The 17,901-nt window shown below is 60.6% G+C and carries 20 protein-coding genes; 13 read left to right on the top strand and 7 right to left on the bottom strand.

Features of this window, described 5'->3' with window-relative positions:
• The first annotated feature begins 126 nt into the window (after window positions 1-126).
• From J3P97_RS05770 to J3P97_RS05740, 7 genes are all read left to right on the top strand, one after another.
• Window positions 127-699, top strand: a complete 573-nt coding sequence (locus J3P97_RS05770; RefSeq protein WP_434569594.1) for an Rnf-Nqr domain containing protein — start codon at window positions 127-129, stop codon at window positions 697-699.
• A complete protein-coding gene (gene rsxB, locus J3P97_RS05765; protein WP_434673662.1) occupies window positions 696-1,700 on the top strand; it encodes an electron transport complex subunit RsxB in 1,005 nt (334 codons plus the stop codon). Before J3P97_RS05770 ends, rsxB begins: the two co-directional genes overlap by 4 nt.
• Window positions 1,687-2,673, top strand: a complete 987-nt coding sequence (locus J3P97_RS05760; RefSeq protein ID WP_434673661.1) for an RnfABCDGE type electron transport complex subunit D — start codon at window positions 1,687-1,689, stop codon at window positions 2,671-2,673. The genes rsxB and J3P97_RS05760 overlap by 14 nt, the downstream gene beginning before the upstream one ends.
• Complete coding sequence (locus tag J3P97_RS05755; protein ID WP_434673660.1) at window positions 2,670-3,281, top strand: RnfABCDGE type electron transport complex subunit G; 612 nt, start codon at window positions 2,670-2,672, stop codon at window positions 3,279-3,281. Before J3P97_RS05760 ends, J3P97_RS05755 begins: the two co-directional genes overlap by 4 nt.
• Window positions 3,274-3,801: an Rnf-Nqr domain containing protein gene (locus tag J3P97_RS05750; protein WP_434673659.1), complete on the top strand. Its 528-nt coding sequence runs from the start codon at window positions 3,274-3,276 to the stop codon at window positions 3,799-3,801. Before J3P97_RS05755 ends, J3P97_RS05750 begins: the two co-directional genes overlap by 8 nt.
• Complete coding sequence (gene nth / locus J3P97_RS05745; RefSeq protein WP_434569599.1) at window positions 3,798-4,436, top strand: endonuclease III; 639 nt, start codon at window positions 3,798-3,800, stop codon at window positions 4,434-4,436. The genes J3P97_RS05750 and nth overlap by 4 nt, the downstream gene beginning before the upstream one ends.
• A 107-nt stretch (window positions 4,437-4,543) precedes the next feature.
• Window positions 4,544-4,726, top strand: a complete 183-nt coding sequence (locus J3P97_RS05740; RefSeq protein ID WP_135846865.1) for a PA3496 family putative envelope integrity protein — start codon at window positions 4,544-4,546, stop codon at window positions 4,724-4,726.
• A 54-nt stretch (window positions 4,727-4,780) separates the two neighbouring features.
• On the opposite strand, the gene J3P97_RS05735 is transcribed toward J3P97_RS05740, so the two are convergent.
• The 3 genes from J3P97_RS05735 to J3P97_RS05725 all read right to left on the bottom strand — a co-directional run bounded on the left by J3P97_RS05735 (window position 4,781) and on the right by J3P97_RS05725 (window position 8,277).
• Window positions 4,781-5,407, bottom strand: a complete 627-nt coding sequence (locus J3P97_RS05735) for a response regulator transcription factor (protein WP_305496355.1) — start codon at window positions 5,405-5,407, stop codon at window positions 4,781-4,783.
• A gap of 516 nt (window positions 5,408-5,923) precedes the next feature.
• Window positions 5,924-7,141 carry an argininosuccinate synthase gene (locus J3P97_RS05730; RefSeq protein WP_003204943.1) on the bottom strand — a complete coding sequence of 406 codons (1,218 nt, stop codon included), beginning with the start codon at window positions 7,139-7,141 and terminating at the stop codon, window positions 5,924-5,926.
• 128 nt (window positions 7,142-7,269) lie between these two features.
• Window positions 7,270-8,277, bottom strand: a complete 1,008-nt coding sequence (locus J3P97_RS05725) for a flagellar protein MotY (RefSeq protein ID WP_434569601.1) — start codon at window positions 8,275-8,277, stop codon at window positions 7,270-7,272.
• A gap of 192 nt (window positions 8,278-8,469) precedes the next feature.
• Between J3P97_RS05725 and pyrC the strand changes: the two genes are divergently transcribed.
• Window positions 8,470-9,516, top strand: a complete 1,047-nt coding sequence (gene pyrC / locus J3P97_RS05720; RefSeq protein ID WP_434569602.1) for a dihydroorotase — start codon at window positions 8,470-8,472, stop codon at window positions 9,514-9,516.
• On the top strand, window positions 9,513-10,190 hold the full coding sequence (rnt, locus tag J3P97_RS05715; protein WP_039591753.1) for a ribonuclease T: 678 nt from the start codon (window positions 9,513-9,515) through the stop codon (window positions 10,188-10,190). The genes pyrC and rnt overlap by 4 nt, the downstream gene beginning before the upstream one ends.
• Window positions 10,191-10,399: 209 nt before the next feature.
• On the opposite strand, the gene J3P97_RS05710 is transcribed toward rnt, so the two are convergent.
• A complete protein-coding gene (locus J3P97_RS05710; RefSeq protein ID WP_434569603.1) occupies window positions 10,400-11,002 on the bottom strand; it encodes a peroxiredoxin in 603 nt (200 codons plus the stop codon).
• Window positions 11,003-11,306: 304 nt separating this feature from the next.
• Here J3P97_RS05710 and J3P97_RS05705 point away from each other — a divergent pair, with 304 nt between their 5' ends.
• Together J3P97_RS05705 and bfr are read left to right on the top strand one after the other, a co-directional pair.
• On the top strand, window positions 11,307-11,525 hold the full coding sequence (locus J3P97_RS05705) for a bacterioferritin-associated ferredoxin (RefSeq protein ID WP_003178704.1): 219 nt from the start codon (window positions 11,307-11,309) through the stop codon (window positions 11,523-11,525).
• Between the two features lie 199 nt (window positions 11,526-11,724).
• Window positions 11,725-12,198, top strand: a complete 474-nt coding sequence (gene bfr, locus J3P97_RS05700) for a bacterioferritin (protein ID WP_186635709.1) — start codon at window positions 11,725-11,727, stop codon at window positions 12,196-12,198.
• A 195-nt stretch (window positions 12,199-12,393) separates the two neighbouring features.
• Here the strand turns inward: bfr and grxD are convergent, their stop codons facing one another.
• From grxD to J3P97_RS05685, 3 genes are all read right to left on the bottom strand, one after another.
• On the bottom strand, window positions 12,394-12,735 hold the full coding sequence (gene grxD / locus J3P97_RS05695) for a Grx4 family monothiol glutaredoxin (RefSeq protein WP_305496358.1): 342 nt from the start codon (window positions 12,733-12,735) through the stop codon (window positions 12,394-12,396).
• Window positions 12,736-12,834: 99 nt separating this feature from the next.
• Complete coding sequence (locus J3P97_RS05690) at window positions 12,835-14,943, bottom strand: molybdopterin oxidoreductase family protein (RefSeq protein WP_434569604.1); 2,109 nt, start codon at window positions 14,941-14,943, stop codon at window positions 12,835-12,837.
• Window positions 14,944-15,066: 123 nt separating this feature from the next.
• The gene (locus J3P97_RS05685; protein ID WP_305496360.1) at window positions 15,067-15,354 is read right to left on the bottom strand and encodes a hypothetical protein; all 288 of its coding nucleotides are present in this window, start codon (window positions 15,352-15,354) and stop codon (window positions 15,067-15,069) included.
• Window positions 15,355-15,757: 403 nt separating this feature from the next.
• Here J3P97_RS05685 and argF point away from each other — a divergent pair, with 403 nt between their 5' ends.
• Window positions 15,758-16,678 carry an ornithine carbamoyltransferase gene (gene argF / locus J3P97_RS05680; RefSeq protein WP_305496361.1) on the top strand — a complete coding sequence of 307 codons (921 nt, stop codon included), beginning with the start codon at window positions 15,758-15,760 and terminating at the stop codon, window positions 16,676-16,678.
• Window positions 16,675-17,784 carry an ABC transporter ATP-binding protein gene (locus J3P97_RS05675; protein ID WP_434673658.1) on the top strand — a complete coding sequence of 370 codons (1,110 nt, stop codon included), beginning with the start codon at window positions 16,675-16,677 and terminating at the stop codon, window positions 17,782-17,784. The genes argF and J3P97_RS05675 overlap by 4 nt, the downstream gene beginning before the upstream one ends.
• Window positions 17,785-17,901: the final 117 nt, after the last annotated feature.

Here is a 17,901-nt window from a genome sequence, read left to right as displayed (position 1 = left end):
GACTGCACGCTGCACCGATCCCACAGTCGCTGTCGAGCGGCTGTGGGATTTTCATATCTGGCCCGCCCTCGCGGCGTGCCGGATAATGCCTGATCTTTCAACCGGCTCCCCTGTTGCCCCATGCCCATGACTGACATTCTTCTCTCGCTGTTCAGCGCTGCCCTGATCAACAACCTCGTGTTGCACTGGCCGCTGGGCGTCGATCCGCTGCTGGCGGCCAAGGGGAGGAGCCGGGTACATGCACTGGGCCTGGCGACAGCCTGCCTGATGCTGGTTGTCGGGGCCCTCGGTTATCTGCTCGACCGCTGGCTGCTGGTTCCGGCGCAGCTGACATCGCTACGGTTGTTCGTATGGCTGCCCCTGAGCGTGCTGCTGATCAGCCCGTTGCTGCGCCTGCTGACGCATTGGCTGCCGTCGCAGCCGTTCGATGGCTTGTGGCCGCTGCTGCTCGGCAATGCCGGCGTACTGGGCGTCACGCTGCTCAACAGCCGGAACGACCAGGGCCTGGGCCAGGCCATGGCCTTCAGCCTGGGCGCCGGGCTGGGTTTCTGGCTGGTGCTGAGCCTGTTCGAGGACTTGCGCCAGCGAGTCCAGGATAACGATATTCCCTTGCCTTTTCGGGGCCTGCCAATCCAGTTGATCAGCGTCGGATTGATGGCGGTGGCATTTCTCGGATTGCGCGGGTTGGTCAAGACATGAACCTGATTCAACGTATCGATGCCCTGCTACCGCAGACCCAATGCGGCAAGTGCGGCCATCCCGGCTGCAAGCCTTACGCCGAAGGCATCGCCCAGGGCGAACCGATCAACAAGTGCCCCCCCGGTGGACGCGAAACCATCGCTGCCCTGGCCGAGCTGATGACCGTGCCGGTACTCGAACTGGACGCCAGCCGTGGCTCGGCCCCGGCGCAGATCGCATACATCCATGAAGCCGAATGCATCGGCTGCACCAAGTGCATCCAGGCGTGCCCGGTGGACGCGATTGTTGGCGCGGCCAAGCTGATGCACACCGTCCTCATCGATGAGTGCACCGGCTGCGACCTCTGCGTGGCGCCTTGTCCGGTGGATTGCATCGAGATGCGCCCACTGCCGATGGCAACCGTAACGCCGGTCATCGGTGGCCTGGCCTCCAGCATCGAAGAGCAGCAGGCGCGGACCGCCAAGCGCAATCACGCCCGCCGCCGCTTCGAGCTGCGCAATGCGCGCCTGCGCCGCGAAGAAGAGCAGCGCCAGGCCGAGCGCCTGGCCCGAACACAGCGCAACGCTCAACCAGCCCAGGCCCAGCCATTTGATCCGGTGCAGGCTGCGCTGGAACGAGTGCGCGCGCAAAAAACCGCCAGCGCCGACGCCGCCCTGAAAAAAGCCAAGGTCGACCTGGCCATGAGTCGGGCACAGCTGAATAAATCCTTGAAAGCGTTCGGCCATCCACCGACCTTCGAACAACAATCACAATTGATCGTGCTGCAACGCCAATTCGAAGCGGCAGAGCAGGCCCTGGCCAGACTGGAAGGCAGCGCGGCGCCCGCCGCCCCGGCACCGGCGCAGAGTGCTGAATTGAAGCGGGCCAAGATCCAGCTGGCGATGCGTCGCGCCGAACTCGGCAAGGCCCGCGCTGCCGCGGCGTCCGCCGAACAGCTGCAGGCACTGGAACAAGCGGTGGAAGACGCCCAACGGCAGGTGGACGCCCATGCTACGCCCTGATCCGGTGGACGAGCGACTGCGGCAAGCGATGCGACGCGTGCTGCTGGCGATGCTGCCCGGCGTGCTGGCGATGGTCTGGTTTTATGGCTGGGGCGTGGCACTGAACCTGCTGTTGTCGGCCCTCGCCGCGCTGGCTGTCGAGGCGCTGGCGTTGCGTCTGCGACGACGTCCCCTCAAGCCCGGCCTGAGCGACGGCAGCGCACTGGTCAGCGCCGCGCTGCTGGCCATGGCCTTGCCGGCGTATTGCCCATGGTGGCTGACCGTCACGGCCGCTGCCTGCGCCTTGCTGTTCGGCAAGCATTTATGGGGCGGGCTCGGCAGCAATCCCTTCAATCCGGCGATGCTCGGGTATGCCCTGGTGCTGGTGGCGTTTCCCCAGCACCTGAGCCAATGGCCCGCGCCCCATGACATGGACTTTCTCGAAGGTCTGCGACAAATCGCCGGCATTGCCCAGGCGCCCGACGGCTGGGCCGGCGCCACGGCGCTGGACAGTCTGCGAATCAACACAAGCCTGACCGTCGACGAACTGTTCGCGAGCAATGCGGCGTTCGGTCGTTGGGGTGGACGCGGTGTCGAGTGGGTCAACCTGGCCTTCCTTGCCGGCGGCTTGTTCCTGCTGCAACAGCGCGTGTTCAGTTGGCACGCGCCGGTGGGCATGCTTGCCAGCCTGTTCACCTTGAGCCTGCTGTGCTGGAACGGCTCGGGCTCGGACTCCCATGGCTCGCCGCTGTTTCATCTGTTGACTGGGGCAACCATGCTGGGCGCATTTTTCATCGTCACCGAACCGGTGTCAGGCGCCAAGGCCCCGCTCGCCCGACTGTTGTTTGGTGCCGGCGTGGGCGCGCTGGTCTACCTGATTCGTACCTGGGGCGGCTACCCGGACGGCGTGGCGTTTGCCGTGCTGCTGATGAACCTCGGCGTGCCTGCGCTGGATCGTCTCGCCGAGGCACGACAAAGGCGAGCGCTGACATGAAAAGACCCGGCGGCGTGCTGATCCTGATCGTCCTGGCCGGCCTCGGCATCGGCGCCACGTACCTCATGCAGATCAATCTGGCCGGACGCATCGAAGCCCAACGGCAAGCATTGGCCGGCAGGACCTTGCTCGAGGTATTGCCCTCCGAGCGTTATGACAACCAGCCGTTGGCGCAACCAGTCATAACGACGCCGGTTGAGTTGAGCCACAGCCGGTTGCTGGGCGGTTACCTGGCGACCCGCAACGGCCAGCCCAGCGCGGTGCTGTTGCGCAGCCAGGCGTTGGGCTATGAGGGCAGCATCGAATTGATGATCGCCATCGATCCCAGCGGCCGCCTGCTTGGCGTTAAAACCCAGCGCCAGTCGGAAACACCCGGCCTGGGCGCGGTAATCGCCGACTGGCCGAATGCCTGGCTGCGGACATTCACCGGAAAGTCGCGCCAGGCGCCGACCGATGATGGCTGGGCCTTGAAAAAGGACCAGGGCCAGTTCGATCAATTGGCCGGCGCGACGGTGACCTCGCGCGCGGTGCTCCAGGCGATCCACGATGCGCTGCGTTATTTCGATGAGCACCAGGCCCACCTGACCGGAGCGAGTGCCAATGAATAAGCCGGTATTGACCCGTGGCCTGCTGCTCGTGCCCTTGGTGGGTGCAAGCAGCTCGCTGACGAATGCACTGGGGGTGTGGCTGGCCTGGGTTTTGATCAGCTTCGGCCATGGCTGGGCCATGACGCTGGCCGGGCCACGCTGCACGACTTATCAGCGGCTGGTTGCCGCTATCCTGCTGGCCGCAGCCTTGAGTGCTTGCGCAAGCCTGGTCACGCAGGCCTGGCTGCCGGAGTGGTATGCATCGTCAGGCCTTTACCTCGGCTGGATCGCCTTGAGCTGCGTAGCGCTGGATCAAGCGTCAGTGGACGAATCCCGGGTAGCTGACCGCCTCAGGCTTGCGGGCCAGTCTGGCCTCCTGATGGCCATTCTGAGCGCCCTGCGCGAATTGATCGGCAATGGCGTCCCACTGGCCCTGCTGGCTCCGGGCGGGTTCATCCTGCTCGGCCTGCTGCTGGCGGCCCACCAGGCCTGGACGGCCAGCAAACCCCATCCACCCCTAGAGGAAACGCCGCGCCCATGAACGCCGCAAAACGCCTGGAAATATTCCGTCGCTTTCATGAAGACAACCCGGAGCCGAAAACCGAACTAGCCTACTCCTCGCCCTTCGAGCTGCTGATCGCGGTAATCCTGTCGGCCCAATCCACCGATGTCGGCGTCAACAAGGCCACGGCCAAGCTGTTTCCCGTGGCCAATACGCCGCAAGCGATCCACGCCTTGGGGGTCGAAGGGCTGTCGGAATACATCAAGACCATCGGGTTGTTCAACAGCAAGGCCAAGAACGTCATCGAGACCTGCCGCCTGCTGATAGAGCGTCATGGCGGCGAGATCCCGCAGACCCGCGAAGAGCTGGAAGCCCTTCCAGGCGTCGGCCGCAAGACCGCCAACGTGGTGCTCAACACCGCGTTTCGTCAGCTGACGATGGCAGTCGACACGCACATTTTCCGCGTCAGCAACCGTACCGGGATTGCTCCGGGCAAAAATGTCGTGGAAGTGGAAAAGAAATTGATGAAATTTGTCCCCAAGGAATACCTCCTGGATTCCCACCACTGGCTCATCCTCCATGGACGTTACGTCTGCCTGGCGAGAAAGCCCCGTTGCGGCAGCTGCCGAATCGAAGACCTGTGCGAATACAAGCACAAGACATCTGACGATTGAGGCGCTATTGCTTTCTTTGATCGAGCGATTGAAAAAATCTTTTTTACCCGCCGCAGGTTTATCGCTATAAGGAGCGCCAATGGCAGTCTTAGCCTGGAGTCGAACCCATGAGCGCTGGCAAAGAACAACTGGATGTAGAAGACGATTTCATCGCCGTCGAGGCTGACGATGCGGAACCTGTGGTCGTGGAAGTGGCGAAAACCAACCTGAGCAAACGTCGCACCATCGATAACCTGCTGGAAGAGCGTCGCTTGCAGAAACAATTGGCCGACTATGATTTTGACCTCTGACTCGTAAAAGCCTCCCTGACGGAGGCCTTTTACCGAGCACGTGGGGCTGTGGACTTACACCAATCCGTTACGCTGTGCCAGCTCGATCAGGTCGACCAGTGAGCGAGCATTGAGCTTCAACAACAGTCGGGTCTTGTAGGTACTCACTGTCTTGTTGCTCAGGAACATCCCGTCGGCAATCTCCTTGTTGGTTCTCCCACGGGCCAGCTGCTGCAGGACCATCATCTCTCGTCCGGACAAACGATCGACCATATCCGACTCGCTGGCGTTGCCCAGGCTCGAACGCACGGTATGCAACGCCTGGTTGGGAAAATAACTGTAGCCCGAGAGCACCGCTTTAATTGCACTCAACAACTCGGTCAGGTCCTGTTGCTTGCACACATAACCGGCCGCTCCCATCTGCATGCATCGCATCGAGAAATGCCCTGGCGACTGAGAGGTGAGCACCAGCACTTTCAGGGGCGAAGGATTGGTGGTCAGGCGCGCGATAACCTCCAGTCCGTCCAACTTCGGGATCCCGATATCGAGAACAACGATGTCGGGCATTTTATCGCGCGCCAGCTGTAACGCATCGACGCCATTGTCTGTTTCCGCGATGACTTCATATCCATGGCGCTCCATTAACAAACGTACAGCAAGACGAATGACGGGGTGATCATCCACGATCAGCACTTTATTCATGGGCAAATCCAACTTAGCTGTTCGAATTTTTAGAGCACGCACAATAGCGTAGTCATTTCACCCGTGGGATGCCGCTGTAGCAAGCCGTTCGCACCGAAAGACAAAACTTACAAGCAATGCAGAAAAATCCTACAAATAACCCGTAACATAACGCGCCATGATTTTTTCCATCGCAGCGATGGATTGATTCTGACGCGCCACGGCTCCCCGATAACAGCTCGGCTTCGGCAAAAAACACACCTGACCTGTTATTAGACGTGGGACTTTTCTCATACAAAGTAATTGATTTATTCATGCACAAACGCCTGCCTCCTACAGAAAAAACTTCCATGGAAGAGAAAGCAGCACAATAACGTTATTTCCGAAGCCTATTTGCGTTACTCAATTCAAAAAATTTACTTTGGTTATAAACCAGGGAAAGCGATCAATGATATTCCTCGGCAATAACATTATTCAGGACGAGACAATGCGCAAAAAAAAGGCCTGCGCAGGGCAGGCCTTTTTTAAGCAGCCGGGTCAGAACAGCTTGCGACCCTTGTTCGCCGCGATGCGCATGCGCAGGGCGTTGAGCTTGATGAAGCCGGCCGCGTCGGCCTGGTTGTAGGCGCCACCGTCTTCTTCGAAGGTCGCGATGTTTGCATCGAATAGCGACTCGTCGGACTTGCGCCCGGTCACGATCACGTTGCCCTTGTACAGCTTCAGGCGCACGACGCCGTTCACGTGGGCCTGGGAAGCATCGATCATCTGTTGCAGCATCAGACGCTCCGGGCTCCACCAGTAGCCGGTGTAGATCAGGCTGGCGTACTTGGGCATCAACTCGTCTTTCAGGTGAGCCACTTCGCGGTCCAGGGTGATCGACTCGATCGCCCGGTGAGCACGCAGCATGATGGTGCCGCCGGGGGTTTCGTAGCAGCCACGGGATTTCATGCCGACATAGCGGTTTTCAACGATGTCCAGGCGACCGATGCCGTGTTCGCCGCCGATACGGTTCAACGTCGCGAGGACGGTGGCCGGGCTCATTTCCACGCCGTCGAGGGCAACGATATCGCCGTTGCGATAGGTCAGCTCAAGGTATTGTGGGGTATCGGGAGCCTTCTCGGGGGAGACGGTCCAACGCCACATGTCTTCTTCGTGCTCGGTCCAGGTGTCTTCCAGCACGCCGCCTTCGTAGGAGATGTGCAGCAGGTTGGCATCCATCGAATACGGGGATTTTTTCTTGCCGTGACGCTCGATCGGGATCGCATGCTTCTCGGCGTAGTCCATCAGTTTTTCACGGGACAGCAGGTCCCACTCGCGCCACGGGGCGATGACTTTGACGCCCGGCTTGAGGGCATAGGCGCCCAGCTCGAAACGTACCTGGTCGTTGCCCTTGCCGGTAGCACCGTGGGAAATGGCGTCGGCGCCGGTTTCGTTGGCGATTTCGATCAGGCGCTTGGCGATCAGCGGACGGGCGATGGAGGTACCCAGCAGGTACTCGCCTTCGTAAACAGTGTTGGCGCGGAACATCGGGAACACGAAGTCGCGGACGAACTCTTCGCGCAGGTCATCGATGTAAATCTCCTTGACGCCCATGGCCTGAGCCTTGGCGCGGGCAGGCTCAACTTCTTCGCCCTGCCCCAGGTCAGCGGTGAACGTCACCACTTCACAGTTATAAGTGTCCTGCAGCCACTTGAGGATCACCGAAGTGTCCAGGCCGCCGGAATACGCCAGAACGACCTTGTTTACGTCCGCCATGCCATCACTCCACGGGTTGTACGGAAAGCCGGGAAGTCTAACGTCCAGCGCGGATAATTTACAGAGGCGCGACAGCTTATGACGACGAAGCGACAGATTATGTCGATGGCGCGACGATCAGAATGGCCTCAGGAAGTTCTTGCAGTCGCCGCTGCGGGCGCCACGGCCTTGGTGGGGGCGACCGGCGCCGGAGCCTTGCCGGGTGCCGCAGCGGGCGTCGCCGCAGGCACAGCTGGCGTTGCTGGCGGGGTTGGCGTGGTGGGCTGGGCCGCTGGCGCCTGAGTGGCCGCCACTCGATCCAGTTGCACCACCACACGCCGGTTCTTGGCGCGATGGGCAGCGTTGTTATTAGGCACGAGCGGATAACGCTCACCGTGGAAACGCACAGTGAACTGCGATTCCTGGAAGCCATTGGCCTTGAAGAAATCCATGACCGCCAGCGCACGGCGGCGCGACAGCTCACGATTGGTCAAGCGGTTGCCGCTGTTGTCGGAATGCCCATCGAGTTCGACATGGTTGACGCTCGGGTCAGCCTTGATGAAGTCGAGCATGACCTGCAATTGAGCCTTGGCCTGGGCGTCGAGCTCAACCCCCTCGCCAGGAAAGCCGATCTGGGTCTGCTTGATCTGCTCGAAATTCTTCGGCAACAGTTTCGCCACGCAGCCCTGGTAGTCGCTGAAGGCCTTGTTGAAGCGCACAGGCAACAGGCGAACTTCCGACACCCGGCCATCCTCGGCATTACGCCGGACCACGGGGCTGCGCCCTTCCATCAACCCACTGATCAGGCGTCCCGCCTGGACTTGGGAGCTGTTGAACAACACGTCGCCGCTGCCGATTCTGACCGACCCCAGGTTGATGTCGCCCCGCCCCGGTTGCCACGGCGCAGCGGCCGCCAGCAGCGTCGCGGAACCGCCACCCAGCACCGGGTTGTAGGCCTTGAGTCGGAACGTGGCCTGCTCGCCCGCCCGGCGGACGAACTCGCCGCTACCAAAATCGGCGATCGGCTGGCTCAGCCGGCACTCGAACTTGTCGCCTTCGACCGTCCACTCGATGCTCTCCAGACGAGTCTGGAACGTGAGCGCCATCGCAGGAAGGCTGGCAAACAAGCTGAGCAAGGCTAGATAACGCTGGCGCACGGGAGGCTCCACTGGCTTTTTACTTACGGAAATCGAAAAACACCGGGCATGACGCCTGTACGAGACACCGCACGGATTCGTGGCACACCTGAAGGGGCTATCGGTAACTTGTGGCAAAACTTGATAGCGGGTGCCCGCATCGGTCTTTTCCGGTAGCATTCCCCAGAGTTTGACCCGCCTGGAAGCCCCCCAATGTCCGACCGCCTGACCCTGCTGCGTCCCGACGACTGGCATATTCATCTTCGCGATGGTGCTGTGTTGACCCATACCGTCGCCGATGTCGCGCGCACCTTCGGGCGCGCCATCATCATGCCTAACCTGGTTCCGCCCGTACGCAACGCTGTCGAGGCCGATGGCTATCGCCAGCGCATCCTGGCCGCACGCCCGGCCGGCAGCCGCTTCGAACCGCTGATGGTGCTTTACCTCACCGACCGCACCCAGCCCGAAGAAATCCGCGAGGCCAAGGCCAGCGGCTTCGTCCACGCGGCCAAATTGTACCCGGCCGGTGCCACCACCAATTCGGACTCCGGCGTCACCAGCATCGACAAGATCTTCCCGGCGCTCGAAGCGATGGCCGAGGTCGGGATGCCGTTGCTGATCCACGGTGAAGTCACCCGCAGCGATGTCGACGTGTTCGACCGCGAGAAAATTTTCATCGACGAGCACATGCGCCGCGTCGTGGAGCGTTTCCCGACGCTCAAGGTGGTGTTCGAACACATCACCACCGGCGATGCCGTGCAGTTCGTCAACGAGGCCCCGGCCAACGTCGGCGCGACCATTACCGCGCATCACCTGCTTTACAACCGCAACCACATGCTGGTGGGCGGGATCCGGCCGCACTTCTATTGCCTGCCGATCCTCAAGCGCAACACCCACCAGGAAGCCTTGCTCGACGCCGCCACCAGCGGCAGCGCGAAGTTTTTCCTCGGCACGGACTCGGCGCCCCATGCCCGCCATGCCAAGGAAGCCGCCTGCGGTTGCGCCGGTTGCTACACCGCCTATGCCGCCATCGAGATGTACGCCGAAGCGTTCGAGCAGCGCAACGCGCTGGACAGGCTCGAAGGTTTTGCCAGCCTGCACGGTCCGCGTTTCTATGGCCTGCCGGTGAACACCGATAGCATTACCCTGGTCCGCGACGAGTGGACTGCCCCCGCCAGCCTGCCGTTTGGCGAACAGACTGTCATCCCGCTGCGCGCCGGTGAAAAACTGCGCTGGCGCCTGCTGGAGGAAAACGCGTGAGTGAAGATCATTTCGACGACGAACTGGACGGCAACGGTGGTTCCGGCGGCGCTCGCCACCCCATGGCAGCCCGTTTCCGGGGTTACCTGCCGGTCGTGGTCGACGTAGAAACCGGCGGTTTCAACTCGGCCACCGATGCGTTGCTGGAAATCGCCGCGACCACCATCGGCATGGACGAAAAAGGTTTTGTTTTCCCGGACCACACTTATTTCTTCCGCGTTGAACCGTTCGAAGGCGCCAACATCGAAGCAGCCGCGCTGGAATTCACCGGGATCAAGCTCGACCACCCGCTGCGCATGGCGGTCAGCGAGGAAACGGCACTGACCGATATCTTTCGTGGCGTGCGCAAGGCCCTGAAGGCCAACGGTTGCAAGCGCGCGATCCTGGTCGGTCACAACAGCAGCTTCGACCTGGGCTTCCTTAACGCCGCCGTTGCGCGATTGGACATGAAGCGCAACCCATTCCACCCGTTTTCCAGCTTCGATACGGCGACCCTGGCCGGCCTGGCGTACGGCCAGACCGTATTGGCCAAGGCCTGCCAGGCCGCCGACATCGATTTCGACGGCCGCGAAGCCCACTCGGCCCGCTATGACACCGAGAAGACTGCCGAACTGTTCTGCGGCATCGTCAATCGCTGGAAGGAAATGGGCGGCTGGCAGGATTTCGACGACTGATATCGGCACTGACTCCAGTGCTCTTGTGGGAGGGAGCTTGCTCCCGCTGGGCTGCGTAGCGGCCCCAAAAGCCTGCGACCGCTGCGCAGTCGAGCGGGAGCAAGCTCCCTCGCCACGGTGTTCAGTGCGAAAAGTCCTGCGTTGCAGCTTATAACCCGCCCATAAAAAACCGGCCCATCAAGGGCCGGTTTTTTTATGCCTGAGTGCGCTTACAGCTTGTCGCTGTGTTCGCCCAGGTAAGCCGCTACGCCTTCAGGCGATGCGGTCATGCCCTTGTCGCCTTTTTTCCAGTTGGCCGGGCAGACTTCGCCGTGCTCTTCGTGGAATTGCAGAGCGTCGACCAGACGGATCAGCTCTTCCATGTTACGGCCCAGCGGCAGGTCGTTGATGATCTGCGAACGGACCACGCCTTTGTCGTCGATCAGGAACGCGCCACGGAAGGCCACGCCGCCTTCGGACTCAACGTCGTAGGCCTTGGCGATTTCGTGCTTCATGTCAGCGGCCATGGTGTACTTCACCGGGCCGATCCCGCCGTTGTTGATCGGGGTGTTGCGCCAGGCGTTGTGGGTGAAGTGCGAGTCGATCGAAACCGCGACCACTTCAACGTTGCGCGCCTTGAAGTCGTCCATGCGGTGATCCAGTGCGATCAGCTCGGACGGGCAGACGAAGGTGAAGTCCAGCGGGTAGAAGAACACCAGGCCGTATTTGCCTTTGATGGCCGAGGACAGGGTGAAGCTGTCGACGATTTCGCCGTTGCCGAGGACGGCTGGAACGGTGAAGTCAGGGGCTTGTTTGCCTACGAGTACGCTCATTGGATATCTCCTGGTGTAGTAACGTGAAAACCGGGTCCGCGCCAGCCTGCCACCCTCAGGCGACAGCCCTGTGACACGAACCCGCTTTGCAAGGACCGACCATCATACACCGCGCGTTTGGACTGTCCTCAACGGTTTTTCGGGGATCACGGAAATCCGCGACGTCTCATGGCCCACCGGGAAAAAACCGTTCGTCAGACCGAGGCAGCTCAAGGCAGGGACTATCAGAAACCACTTTGACAATCATTCTCGTTAACATTAAGATCCGTCTCAATTGAGTCACAACCAGCGACGGTTCTCACTTATGTATGTATGCCTCTGCACTGGCGTCACCGACGGACAGATCCGCGAAGCGATCTATGAAGGTTGCTGCAGTTATCGGGAAGTCCGCCAGGCCACCGGCGTAGCCAGCCAATGCGGTAAATGTGCCTGCCTTGCCAAGGAAGTGGTGCGTGAAACCCTGGCCAAAGTGCAGACCGCCCAGGCCTCGATCCCTTATCCGGTAGAATTTACTGCCGCATAAATCCAGCTTTTTGAAGAACCGGACTCAATGTCCGGTTTTTTTATGCCGGTAAATCAAGTGCTTAGCTTCCAGACGCGGAACACAAACATTCTTATTCCGATTAATTTTCATTTATTATTCAATAACTTAGGTTTGACACTGGTAATTGCGCGGCTCAAACTCTGCCGTATACACAGCTATTACAGGGCAGGCCCTCACCATGAAAGGCGACATTACAGTCATCCAGCATCTCAACAAGATCCTCGCCAATGAGCTGGTCGCGATCAATCAATACTTCCTGCATGCGCGCATGTATGAGGATTGGGGCCTGAACAAGCTGGGCAAGCACGAGTACCACGAATCCATCGACGAGATGAAACACGCGGACAAGCTGATCAAGCGCATCCTGTTCCTCGAAGGCCTGCCGAACGTCCAGGACCTGGGCAAGCTGCACATCGGCGAACACACCCGGGAAATGCTCGAATGCGACCTGCGCATCGAACGCACCGGCCACGCCGACCTGAAAGCCGCCATCGCCCATTGCGAAACCGTCGGTGACTTCGGCAGTCGCGAGTTGCTCGAGGATATCCTCGAGTCCGAAGAAGAGCACATCGACTGGCTGGAAACCCAGTTGGGCCTGATCGACAAGATCGGTCTGGAGAACTACCTGCAGTCGCAGATGGGCGAAGAATAAGCTTCTCTAGTAGCAGGCCACTAAAAAGCCCCGCCCTCTTTCGAGAGGCGGGGCTTTTTATTGCCTGGATTCCAGGCTCACCTAGATTCCTTGTGGGAGCGAGCCTGCTCGCGATAGCGGTGTGTCAGTCACCATCAAATTGACTGACACGCCCTCATCGCGAGCAGGCTCGCTCCCACATTGGTTTGGGGTGAATCAGGCTTCGGTCTTGTTCGCCGCCGCTGCTTCCACAGCTGCCTTGATCGTGGACTGCAGCGAACCGTCCGCGGCCATCTCGGTCATGATGTCGCTGCCGCCGATCAGTTCACCGCCAACCCACAACTGTGGAAAGGTTGGCCAGTTGGCGTACTTGGGCAGATTGGCGCGGATTTCCGGGTTCTGCAGGATGTCCACGTAAGCGAACTTCTCGCCACACGCCATCACCGCCTGAGCAGCCTTGGCCGAGAAGCCGCACTGAGGGGCATTCGGCGAGCCTTTCATGTAGAGCAGGATAGTGTTGTTGGCAATCTGGTCTTTGATCGTTTCGATGATATCCACGGAGCACCTCGGCTTGAACTTTGCGACTACAGATGTCGACACGGTGGCGCATTGTAACGGAAAGCCGAGCACCCTGCTCGGTCCGGCCCAAGGACAATTCTACGCAGCCGCCACTTTCACCGGAACCCCATTAAGCGCCGCATTGCCGGACAACTCATCGAGCTGACATTCATCGGTCAGGTCGTTGGCGCTGGAACCAGGCTGGCCGCTGGCGATCGTCATCTGCACGCCCGGTCGGGCGTGGCCCCAGCCATGGGGAAGGCTGACCACGCCTTTCATCATGTCCAGGCTGCCTTGCACCTCCACTTCGATCACGCCCACCCGTGAACTGACCTGCACGCGCTGGCCATCGACTAAACCGCGACTGGCGAGGTCTTCAGGATGCATCAGCAACTGATGGCGCGGCTTGCCCTTCACCAGTCGATGAAAGTTATGCATCCAGGAATTGTTGCTGCGCACATGCCGACGGCCAATCATCAGCAACTCGTCCGATGCCGGCGCTCGCAGCGCGGCAAAGCGCGCCAGATCCGCGAGGATCACCGCCGGCGCGGCCTGCACGCGGCCATTTTCGGTTTTCAAGCGCGTCGTCAGGTTGGGCTTGAGCGCACCGAGGTCAATGCCGTGGGGATGGTCGAACAGCGTCGCCAGCGACAACTTGTGTGGCGAGGCATCCCCATACCTTCCAGCGCGCAGGCCAAAATCAATCATTTGCGCGGGCGGCATGGTCGGCTTGAGTTCCTTGCCAGTCCGCGCGGCGAAGGCCTTGGCCAGGCCGACAAAAATCTCCCAATCGTGCAGTGCCCCTTCGGGCTTGGGCAGGATCGCCCGATTGAAACGGCTGACGTTACGCACCGCGAACAGGTTGAACGTGGTGTCGTAGTGATCGTTTTCCAAAGCCGAAGTCGATGGCAGGATCAGATCGGCATAACGCGTGGTCTCGTTGATGTACAAATCGATGCTGACCATGAACTCCAGCCCATCCAGCGCCTGTTCGAGCTGCCGCCCGTTGGGCGTGGACAGTACCGGGTTGCCGGCCACGGTGACCAGCGCACGAATCTGCCCGTCGCCCTCGGTCAGCATTTCTTCGGCCAAGGTCGACACGGGCAGCTCGCCGGCATATTCGGGACGCCCGGACACCCGGCTCTGCCAACGGTTGAAATGGCCACCCGAGGTGGTCGCCACCAGGTCCACCGCCGGCTCGGTGCACAATGCCCCGCCCACCCGATCGAGGTTGCCGGTGACCAGATTGATCACTTGGATCAGCCAGTGGCATAACGTGCCGAACGCCTGGGTGGACACGCCCATTCTGCCGTAGCAGACCGCTGAAGGCGCGGCGGCAAAGTCGCGGGCCAACTGCCGGATCTGCGGCGCCGGCACCGCACAGAGGGGGCTCATCACCTCGGCGGTAAAACCTGCCACGGCCTGGCGCACCTCTTCGAGGCCGTCCACCGGCAAATGGCTGTCGCGGCTCAGACCTTCGCTGAACAGCGTATTGAGCAGGCCAAACAGCAGCGCGGCATCGCCACCGGGACGCACGAAAACATGCTGGTCGGCAATCGCCGCCGTTTCGCTGCGCCGTGGATCGACAACCACGACTTTGCCGCCACGGGCCTGGATTGCCTTGAGGCGCTTCTCGACGTCCGGCACGGTCATGATGCTGCCGTTGGAAGCCAGGGGATTGCCTCCCAGGATCAACATGAAATCGGTATGGTCAATGTCCGGTATCGGCAGCAGCAGGCCGTGACCGTACATCAGGTGACTGGTCAGGTGATGGGGCAGTTGGTCCACCGACGTCGCCGAGAAGCGACTGCGTGTCTTCAGCAGGCCGAGGAAATAGTTGCTATGGGTCATCAACCCATAGTTATGCACGCTGGGGTTGCCCTGGTACACGCCCACCGCGTTCTGGCCGTGGCGCTCCTGGATTGCCGCCAGGCGTTCGGCGACCAGGGCGAAAGCGTCATCCCAGGCAATCGGCTGCCACTCGCCGCCGACTCGCTGCATGGGTTGGCGCAGCCGGTCCGGATCATTCTGGATATCTTGCAGGGCGACGGCCTTGGGACAGATGTGCCCACGGCTGAAACTGTCCAGCGGATCGCCCTTGATCGAGGTGATCGCCAGGCCTTGGCCTTCAGTTTCGGTGGTTTCGAGCGTCAGGCCACAGATGGCCTCACATAGATGGCACGCACGGTGATGAAGAGTCTTGGTCATGGCCAGTCTCTGTTTTATTCGTAGCGGGCACTTTCGGCCGCGGGAACAAAACTATGGCGCGGGATCCTCCACCGCGCCAGCGACGTTCGTCCTGTGAATCGCCGGGCATCAGGCCAACCGATTTCAGGGGTGCTCGGGAGGCGGCGCCAGCAGCTGGATTTCCTCGACGGTTTCCACTTGTTCCTGAGCGATGGGCACTCCGGTCAACTCGCCGATCAATCGCCAATGTTCGTCGAGGCCGCTGCTGATGGTAGCCATGCGGTCGATCATGCGGCGGCCGGCAGCCTTGGTCACTTCGTCTTCGCTGCGCAACAATTCGAATGACATGGAGGTCACCGAAGCGGTCAGGTGCGTCAGGGAGCGTGCCGTCAGCCCCAGCAGTTCCATCAGTTGTTGCTCTTTCGAATCCATTTCGGGGCTCCTGCGTCTAAGGGTTCATTTATAACCCAGGCCCTTGCATTAAGAAATCTCACATCCGATGACAGACACACGAAATCAATTGCACGCTGGCCAATAAAACGCCGTTTGTCCTCCGGCGCCCGTCCGGCTTGTTTGCCAAGCGCCGCAGCGCCAGTGTACAAATGGGGTCGCTGCTGTCAGGAAACCGGCTTCAAACATGTCATCGCAGTCCTGCCATGACCTCGTTGAAATCCCCTAAAACCGTAGCCCTATTGGTAAGACGCGACATTTAATGTCAATATCGCGCCCTCCCCTAATTTCGTCGCCCCGTGCGGCTTTTGCCGCAGGTCTCGCCCGTTTTTCCATTAAACAAGGCTTTGAGCATCTGCGGTCAGTTACAAAAAGGTAGTCAATCATGAGCGCAAGGCACTTTCTCTCCCTGATGGATTTCACGCCCGAAGAGTTGCTCGGCGTGATCCGTCGAGGCGTGGAGCTCAAGGACCTGCGTAAGCGCGGCGTACTGTTCGAGCCCTTGAAAAACCGTGTGCTGGGGATGATCTTCGAGAAATCCTCCACGCGCACGCGCATTTCTTTCGAAGCCGGCATGATCCAGCTCGGCGGCCAGGCGATTTTCCTGTCGCCCCGTGACACCCAGCTGGGCCGTGGCGAACCCATTGGCGATTGCGCCATCGTCATGTCGAGCATGCTCGATGCGGTGATGATCCGGACTTTTGCCCACAGCACGCTGACCCAGTTCGCGGCGCATTCTCGCGTGCCGGTGATCAATGGCCTGTCCGACGATCTGCACCCGTGCCAGTTGCTCGCCGACATGCAGACTTTCCTCGAACATCGCGGCCCGATCCAGGGCAAGACCGTGGCCTGGATCGGCGATGGCAACAACATGTGCAACAGCTATATAGAAGCGGCGATCCAGTTCGACTTCCAGTTGCGCATCGCCTGCCCTGAAGGCTACGAACCCAACCCGCAATTCGTCGCCAGGGCCGGCGACCGGGTGACAATCCTGCGCGATCCGAAACAGGCCGTCGCCGGCGCGCACCTGGTGAGCACCGACGTCTGGACATCCATGGGCCAGGAAGAAGAAACCGCCAAGCGCCTGGAGTTGTTTGCGCCCTTCCAGGTCAATCGGGCACTGCTCGACCTCGCGGATGCCGAGGTGCTGTTCATGCATTGCCTGCCAGCCCACCGTGGCGAAGAAATCAGTCTCGACCTGCTCGATGATCCCCGCTCGGTGGCGTGGGACCAGGCAGAAAACCGTCTCCATGCACAGAAGGCCCTGCTTGAATTCCTCGTCGAGCCGGCGTACCACCACGCATGAGTGCTCCATTGTTATTGAATCTGCACAATCTGGCCTGCGGTTATCAGGACCAGCGGGTCGTCCAGAACCTCAACCTGCACCTCAATGCTGGTGACATCGGTTGCCTGCTCGGCTCTTCCGGGTGTGGCAAGACCACCACCCTGCGGGCCATCGCCGGTTTCGAACCGGTGCATGAAGGCGAGATCCAGTTGGCTGGGGAAACCATTTCCCGCGCGGGGTTTACCCTCGCTCCGGAAAAACGCCGCATCGGCATGGTGTTCCAGGACTACGCGCTGTTCCCGCATTTAAGCGTCGCCGAAAATATTGCGTTCGGCATCCGCAAACATCCGGACAAGGATCGCGTGGTCGAAGAACTGTTGGAGCTGGTCAACCTGAAAAGCCTGGGCAAGCGTTTTCCCCACGAGCTGTCGGGAGGCCAGCAACAGCGCGTGGCGCTGGCCCGCGCACTGGCACCGGAACCCCAACTGCTGTTACTCGACGAGCCGTTCTCCAACCTCGACGGCGAGCTGCGACGCAAGCTCAGCCATGAGGTGCGGGACATTCTCAAGGCCCGCGGCACCAGCGCAATCCTGGTCACCCATGACCAGGAAGAAGCCTTTGCGGTGAGTGACCATGTCGGTGTGTTCAGAGAGGGTCGCCTGGAACAGTGGGATACGCCCTACAACCTGTATCACGAACCTCTGACGCCCTATGTCGCCAGTTTCATCGGCCAGGGTTACTTCATCCGCGGTCAGCTCGACAGCCCGGAATCGGTGCAGACCGAACTGGGCATGCTGCGCGGCAACCGGGCGTACACCTGGCCCATCGGCAGTGCCGTAGACGTCCTGCTGCGCCCGGACGACATCGTCCACGCGCCGGACAGTCCGCTCACGGCAACTATCGTTGGCAAGACGTTCCTCGGTGCTTCAACTCTGTATCGCCTGCAACTGCCGACCGGCGCACAACTGGAATCGATTTTCCCAAGCCATGCCGACCATCAGGTCGGGGCTACGGTCGGTATCCGCGTGGCGGCTGAGCACCTGGTGCTGTTCCAGGCATCGGGCAGCACGGCGGCGCATTTGCCGATCGGGGAAAGTGGTGTGCGGCGGTATGGCGCTGCAAGCTAATAGCTGAAGGAATGCAAACCTCTGTGGGAGCGAGCCTGCTCGCGATGGCGTAGGCACATCCAGCGATGGTGCAAGCTGAGCTACCGCTATCGCGAGCAGGCTCGCTCCCACATTTGA

It is taken from the genome of Pseudomonas sp. R1-15 (genome assembly GCF_051132085.1).
GTDB lineage: Bacteria > Pseudomonadota > Gammaproteobacteria > Pseudomonadales > Pseudomonadaceae > Aquipseudomonas.
The sequence above is the reverse complement of the archived record's forward strand: the minus strand, read 5'-3'. Positions and strand labels throughout refer to the sequence as shown.